Genomic DNA, 7,368 nt, shown 5'->3' on the forward strand with positions numbered 1-7,368 from the left:
GCCCATGCGTAGCCGGTTCGCCCGGCCCGTGGTCGCTGACCTGCCCGGCCTCCCCTGACTGACCCGCCTGACCTGCTCGACCCGGCTGACCCGGCTGACCTGCTCGACCCGGCTGACCTGCTCGACCCGGCTGACCTGCCGGACCTGCCGGAACTGCCTGACCTGCCTGACCTGCCGGACCTGTCTGACCTGCCGGACCTGCCGGACCTGCCTGACCTGCCTGACCTGCCTGATTCGGCTGACCCGGCTGGTCCGGCTGACGGTTCGTGAACGCTTTCTGGGTCATGATGACCCGGACCGACGGACGGCGCCCGCCGAACATCCGGCCCGGGTCGGCCTCGCCGGCGATCTTGAGCAGTTGCACGAGTGAGTCTGCGGCGATCTGCTCGTTGCTGCGGGGGTCGTCCTGCATTTTCTTGGCCCAGGCGGCCCGCTCCGTGTCCACGAAGCGCACCCCGCCCCGGCGGGGGCCGGTGATGGAGTCGAAGGTGGAGAGCACGAACTCGCCATCTTCGGGCGAGAACAGCCCATTCAGGCGCACATTGCCGTTGTTCAGCCGGTACACGCGCAGGTAACGGTCGTCATAGGCCTGCTTCTCCCGGGCGGCGATGCCGGCCTCGTCGAGCGAGTCACGCATCCGCCTCGCACGTTTGAAGACCTGGTCCGCATTCAGCGACGACACCTCGACCAACAGGGCTTCAAGCGCCGCCGCGAGCTTCTCCGCGGTCACCGCGGCATCGATCTGGCCAAGCCCGGCGCGGATCGACTCCGCCGCGTCGACGGAAAGGGTCCCGGCCGTGACGGCCCGGGCGATCGGCGCCTGCCACGGCACCTTCGCGACGAACGCGGCGACCACGGCGGCATCCGTACCGGGCGACGAGACCGCCGCCTCGACCAGTTTCTCCGCCGCCTCCGCATCGGCCAACATGGTGCCGACCGCGACCAGTTTGTACGCGTCGCCCTTCGAGGACCCGGTCCACTTCTGAATCAAAGCCTCCGGGGACAGGAACCCCTGCCGCGCCGCCAACCCGGAGTGCCCAAGCTCCGGCCGGGACCGGCGGGCGATCGTGCCCGCCATCCACGCGGCGCGGGTGTCGAGCAGCCGGCGGGCCGACGCGATCTGCCCCTGACCAGCCAACAAGGCGGCATCGGGCAGAGCCTCATAGTCCGCACTCGAAGAGCCCAACAGGGCCACAGCCTCGGCCGCCTGCCTGAGGTCTTCCGCGAGGTTCATCATGTTCCAAGGATACCTTAATGGGCACACGTAGTCGAGAGTATGTCATGTTGTGGAGAAGTATTTTCGTAGTTTTCTTCTAGGGACTGTGGCGTTGGCTCGACGGCCCACCCGGGGGGCCGGGGGCGGTTCCGCGGCGCAGGTTGCAGCTCGCGGCGGATCATCTAACGTGCGCCTGCTTCCGTGAGGAGCGCCACGAAGGGGCAGGTCGGACGGGCGGGAGCATTCGAAGGTTGGGTCGCCGGGTCTCGACAGGCTCGACCACCGGTTGGGCTCGACCACCGGTTGGGCTCGACCACCGGTTGGGCTCGACCACCGAGGCGGGCTCGACCACCGACATTCCAGACCACCGCGTCGGGACGAAAAAACCCCTCCATCCGGTGGAAACCTGATGAAGGGGGTCTGTTGGTGCACCCCCCCGGACTTGAACCGGGAACCCACTGGTTGCGAGTCATACGATCCAGCGCTTTGAATATTGAACGCTATCCGCCAACATGCAGGGGATTTATTTCACCCCCATATTCGTACAGCTTCAGTAGTTTCCGCTGGATTCTTCTCAAAATGCTGGATAAACGCTGGATTTACCGAGGTTCATGAATCGGAGCTCTAGTCGGCAGGCTCGCGCACGATGTGACGGGCGCGCTCAGATCGAGACGACTGACTCACTCATATGCGTACCGTTGCACCTCTTGTGCTGTGCCGTGTCCCTTCCGCGCCTTCTGACTGAGTGCGAGACGGTACAGGGTTCGCGGTCCAGAAATCGGCACGAAAACGGCAATAACCAGTCCGGTTTCTGTGTACCTTCTCCGCCCCTCTCAAATCAAGATTCACCCGCACGCCCGCCCGTAGGTAAAGGGAATTTGGTGTGCATATGTCCGAGCCCTGTACCTTCCGTCCCTTGTTTTGATGTTTGATGGGGGAACCCTGAAGTTTTAGATTTGTGCAGGTACGCCCCGCTTCAGCCGAAACGCTTCCCGAAATCCTCATCTACGAGGAAAAAACGTGTACCCGCTGTGATCGGTACTGTGCAAGTACAGCGCAAGCACAAGCACGCACCGAGGTGCAGTACCGCGCCTCTTGGCGAGCACCAAATAGCGCTCACTATCCATTACGTTTTGCCGCGCCCAGCGCCCAAGGGCTCCCGCTTGTAGCCAATGTAACGTGACCGCCTAGAGCTTCTTCTACGCTCGCCTGACCCCGCCCCGGGGCCTCCTTGTGTTCCCCGCGACTAGTACGCTACGGCAGCGCGATCGTATGCAAACCGAGCGTCGGACTCCGCGAGCACCTGTTCTCTAACTACTGGCAGCGTGAAGTCGAGCACACGCAGCTCGCCGTCAATCCGCGAGATCGACTCGATCCTGTGGAACCTAGCTCCATAAACTTCGGCAAACCGCGCCATGCCGTGAAGCTTCCAAATCGCGTCAGGTAACCAAGAACCGTGCGGGTCGACGATGCTCGCTCGCACCCCGGAATCGGTGTCGACAAAGAAAAGGAAGTCGGGTCGCAGCGTGCGCCAGTCACCATGACGATCCTGGTACGCGATGCTCATCGAGTCGCGACCGCCGGTCGGATTGCGGTACCAGGCGAGCATGTCGCCGTGGCCGATCTCAACGTCGATCACCTGGACTTCATCCGGGTTGAGCTTGCCGACAGGGAACATACCCTCATCATCTGCGAGCAAGTGCAGCGATCGACGTTCAAGCAACTGCTCAGCGTCGCCGACCAAACGTTTCGTTTCTTCCTGTCGGTTCTTCGGCAGTGCCATCGAGATGAGCTGAGGGTCGGTACTCATTGCCGTAATCTCGGCGTAGAGGCTCTGCCTCGATTCCGGCAACGACTTGATCGCGACACGGTACTGGTTCAGCCATTCCTTCGCTAGCTTGTCCGCCTCGGCATCGAGCGCTGGTCTTGTCTGAGGAAGCATCGCGAGCGCGGCGACCCGGACGTGTGCCTCACGGAGCGCGTCTTCGTCGTCGGCCTCAGCAGAAACGTGGTCAATATAGGTGCGGGCGACGTCAGGGGTTATCGTCCGAGCGCCGTGCCGGTAAGCGTCTTGTATAGCGCGATCGTCGGCCTCTTCAGTCCACGAGCCGTCCGCGCGGAGGCCGTGCCGAGCCGAACCATGAAGTGTCGCACCAGCGACTGTCAGCACGTCTGTGCGCGCCTTGTTCAAGTCATTTGGGTACTGCGCCCCAAGCCCGTTCAGCACACCGTGGAAGCGCTCGTGCGCAAGTTTTCCGGCCTCAGCGACGAAGCGATCCGCTGCGAGAGCATGGGCGAGAGAGGTCAGTCTCTTGATCGGGTTTGCGTGCTTTCGCGGAAGAGTTTCAGCAGGCAACGATTCGAACAACGACCAGACTTCGTCGGGAACCGCAGGGTTCGGAGTCATCAACTTCGGATTGACCAGCACCCGAGGTCCAGTATCGCCGCCACCAACGAGGTTGTTGCCCATAATGCGCTCCAGCACGAGGCTGGCCGTAGCTTTGTTGAACTTCGGCAGGATGCACTCAACGCTGTTCAACAAGTTATCGCCTTCGATGCGGCGAGCCAGGGGTGTGCGGATCATGCGGCCCAGCAGTTGGGTGATGTGGGTCTCATCCTTCGCAGGGCGGAATGAGACCATGACTTCGGCGCGAGGGCAGTCCCAGCCCGTGCTGATGGCGTCTTTCGCAAGCAATACACGAATGTAGGTAGCGTCTTGGACTCGCTCTGGCGATACATACGGCACGCTATGCGCACCAAACGATTGCGCAGTGTGGTCGCCGAACACATGCGCAAGCGCGTCTGCTTCCAGCTCGGGCCACTCGTCGCGTATCACGTCTATCGCGGCGGCAACCTCGGCGGGCGCGGGTTTGTTAGGCACTTGTAGGACCATCAGGGGCTTGATCGACTCGGTATCGCCCTGAGCATGGGCGTAGGCAGCCCAAGCATCGGAGAGGGCTTTCACCTTCCGGACTCCACGACGGAGTAGAACCGTGTTGAAGTCTCCTGTCTCCGCGGGGAAGTCGAGGATGATGTCGTCTTTCAGCAAGCCCGACTCTTGGATGCGCACCGGATCGACCGTGACGGTTCGCAGGTGCAGACGGTTCTCCTCCACCTGCGCGGCGCTCATCGCCTCCTCGAAGCGCTGCACGGTCGCCGAGATACCCCAAACGATTGGCATCGGCGGGACGCCGCTGTGCCCATTGATGAGACGCCTAACGATCGTCGGGGTATCCGAAGAGTTCTTACCCATTCCGCGGTGGGCCTCGTCGAGCACCATATACAAAGTGAGCCCGGCTTCGTCGATCGTGTTGCGTAGAGTGTCCCAGAAGGTGAACGGCACAGTGTCTGGATGCGACTCGATGCCAGTGAGCGTGTTCGCGTCGTCGTGCCCGCGCACGAGGAGGCTGTTTCGCGACAGCTTGCTCGTGTTGAGGAAGTAGACGTGACCTGCCTGGAGCTTCGGGTATCTAAATGGGTGTTCGACCGTCACCAAGCGGTTCCGCAGACGGTCAGACGCCTGCTCCAACCGGTGACGCGTTTGCTGGTTGAGTGAAGGGTCGTCGCTGAACCAGAGGACGACGGCGCCCGGGTCTGGAACGACCTCGAAGTCGTCGCTACCCCAGAAGAGGGACTCGATCACTGCTGCCGCCATGACGGTCTTGCCCGAGCCTGTGGCCGCAGTCAGCGCGACCGAGCCGACGCGTTTCCGCGCGCCGTGATAGATCTCACGCGCATCGGCGAGTTCTCGCAGAGTGTCGCCTACGGCGTCCGATTGATAGTCCTTAAGTGTGAATCGCATCAGAGGTCACCCGTGCTCTCGCAATTACGCAGGTAGTCCTCATAGAGGCGCACCGGCTCCACCGCGGGGAGTTCCTTTCTCATCTGCTGGTAGCGGCCCTCATCATCGCTGACGATGTAGGCAATACGTATCCCATTCCGCTCGTTCAACGCATGGATGAACTCTGTCGCCTGATCCAGGTCCTTAATGATGCCGTAGCTGTCGGCCACGGCCCACCCGCCTTTGAGCGAATCAATACGCTCGCCTACCGCTCCTGCACGAAGCCAGAGCATCGGAGCGATCGCGGCGAACGCGCGGTCGTTGCCGACCATCCATCGGGATTCGTAGGTCAACGCAAAAAAGGCTGCATTCTCCTCGAATCCGTTCGCAATGGCGAACTCGTCGGTGAACTTGTACTCCCCCTTGATCGGCTCTCCCTGGGGCGTGCAACCAGTGATCGCAGCTCTGATCCGCGGCTTTGTGATGTAGTCGCAAATGCCGTGCTGCTCCCACTCGGGGTCACCTGGCCGTAGACCGTTCTTGCGAAGAGTCGTCTGTTCATGTGCGGCGACCTCGTTATTAGTTACCGAGATGCACTGCCGACGCCCATTGTCCTGCTTGTTCAGACGCATCACTGCGTGAGCGGTTGTGCCGGATCCCGCGAAGAAATCGACGATTACCGCATCGGGCTTTTCCTTCACGTAGAAGCGAAGGGCATCCTCAACCGCGAAAAGGGACTTGGGGAACGGGAACGTTCGTCCCGGGAGAATCTGTTGCAAAAGGTTGGCGCCCCACCGTGATGCGTCATGTGAGGGGAGGGTCCAGATTGTTTTCGGAGTTGCTCGCTTCACTCCCTCGCCGTACTCAACAACTACCGCGCCCTTGGCATCTTTGCCGACAACACGGATCTGGCCAGATTCAATCAGCGCGACGGAGCCACCTTGCAGGTACGCGAACGAGTGTCGATCGCTTCGAGGGTTATGGGGCCCTACTTTCAAGTAGCCCTTTTCTACGAGCTCGCGACACGACTCGGCGACAGTACGCCATCGTCCGTCCGAGCCATCTGGCCGCTTCGGTGGCCATACGGCTCGTGTGCCTTGCGGCACCGGGACGCTTGCAGGATCAGTGGACCAGCCGATTGCCTCGCCGATGCTATGCACGATCTCGGACTTGATGTCCACGAAGATCGGGAAGAAGGCACCGGGACTTTTTTGGCGACTGGCATTAGCTCCGAACCTTGCGAAGTCGGCCCATCGCACGGTCTGATCGTTGCTGACGTCGCTCGCTTCCTTGTCGTTGTCGATCATCGACCTCGACCATTTTGTGAGCTCGGCGCCACCCAGGACAACGAAAAAAATGAACTCGTTCACTCGAGAGAACTCAGCGGCACCGGAAGAGGTGCCTTGCGGATTGATTTGGGTTGATACCGCTTGGATCCGGGCCTCGGGGAAAGTTTGCTCTAACAAGAGCCCGAGCCGCAGGTACTCTTTTTCGTCGATCGTCACAATTAGAACTGAATCATCTGGATTTAGCAGGCGTTTCGCCAGTTTGAGTCGACGCTCCATGAACGCCAACCATTTGGAATGACGATAGAGATCGTCACCCTCGACGTAGTCGTTGTTATATTTCCAATCCTTCGCACCGGTGTTGTAGGGAGGGTCGATATAGATCGCGTCGACTGCGTACTCATGTGTGAAGGTCAATTGCTCCAGCACGTGGAAGTTCTCACCGCTGATCACCGTGTGGAAAGGCTTATCACCCCCACGTTCAACCGTGCCGTCTGGGCGTAGGCCAGGGTAAATCCGGTCACGGAACTCCGCGACAAGTATTAGGTCGTGGATAGAAACAGTCACCACTTCCGGTTCGGTCGCGCCCAAGAGCGAGACCTCGGCAATGCCACCTGAAACCGCATCAACTTGCCAGAGCCGTTGATCACCACGGACAGCAGATTCTCGCGGAGGAAGAATGCGGACTTTGCTCATCCTGCGGATTGTGTGTCCCGCTAGCTCGACCGCCTCGGGTGCGTGACGCTCGAAGTTCAGACCGAATGGAAGGCGCTTCTGGAGCGGCTTAAGCTCTGCTTCGAGATCGGCACCGAGTTGCGGGTCGAGCTGCTTCGCAGCGCGTAGCAGCTCTGTAAGTCGCGACATTTTCACCTTTTGCTTGAACGAGAAAAGTCCGCCCCAAGAAGCGATTATGCGCCGCAGACCCCAAGTTACTTTATCTCGCGCAGAGATCCGGTTTGGTACGGGATACGGGGTGGTGGCCTTGACCCCGGAGAGTGGACACGGGTTAAGCGGCGAGTTGGATCTCTGCGGCCTGTGACGAGTATTGCATCTCGAAGTCCACTGGCGTGACGTGCCCGATCGAG

At 60.7% G+C, this 7,368-nt stretch carries 3 protein-coding genes; all 3 read right to left on the reverse strand.

All coding sequences use genetic code 11. From position 1 onward, the window contains the following. Positions 1-1,237, reverse strand: a 1,237-nt coding sequence (locus tag E3O67_RS11760) for a DUF222 domain-containing protein (protein WP_135102778.1), incomplete at its 3' end; no start/stop codon positions are given. A 1,225-nt stretch (positions 1,238-2,462) separates the two neighbouring features. Further along, positions 2,463-5,018 carry a DEAD/DEAH box helicase gene (locus E3O67_RS11765; protein WP_135102779.1) on the reverse strand — a complete coding sequence of 852 codons (2,556 nt, stop codon included), beginning with the start codon at positions 5,016-5,018 and terminating at the stop codon, positions 2,463-2,465. Continuing rightward, positions 5,018-6,979, reverse strand: coding sequence for a site-specific DNA-methyltransferase (locus E3O67_RS11770; RefSeq protein WP_241982148.1), 1,962 nt, complete (start codon positions 6,977-6,979; stop codon positions 5,018-5,020). Before E3O67_RS11770 ends, E3O67_RS11765 begins: the two co-directional genes overlap by 1 nt. Positions 6,980-7,368: the final 389 nt, after the last annotated feature.

The sequence above is a fragment of the Cryobacterium sp. TMT3-29-2 genome (genome assembly GCF_004564305.1).
GTDB classification, from domain to species: Bacteria; Actinomycetota; Actinomycetes; order Actinomycetales; family Microbacteriaceae; genus Cryobacterium; species Cryobacterium sinapicolor.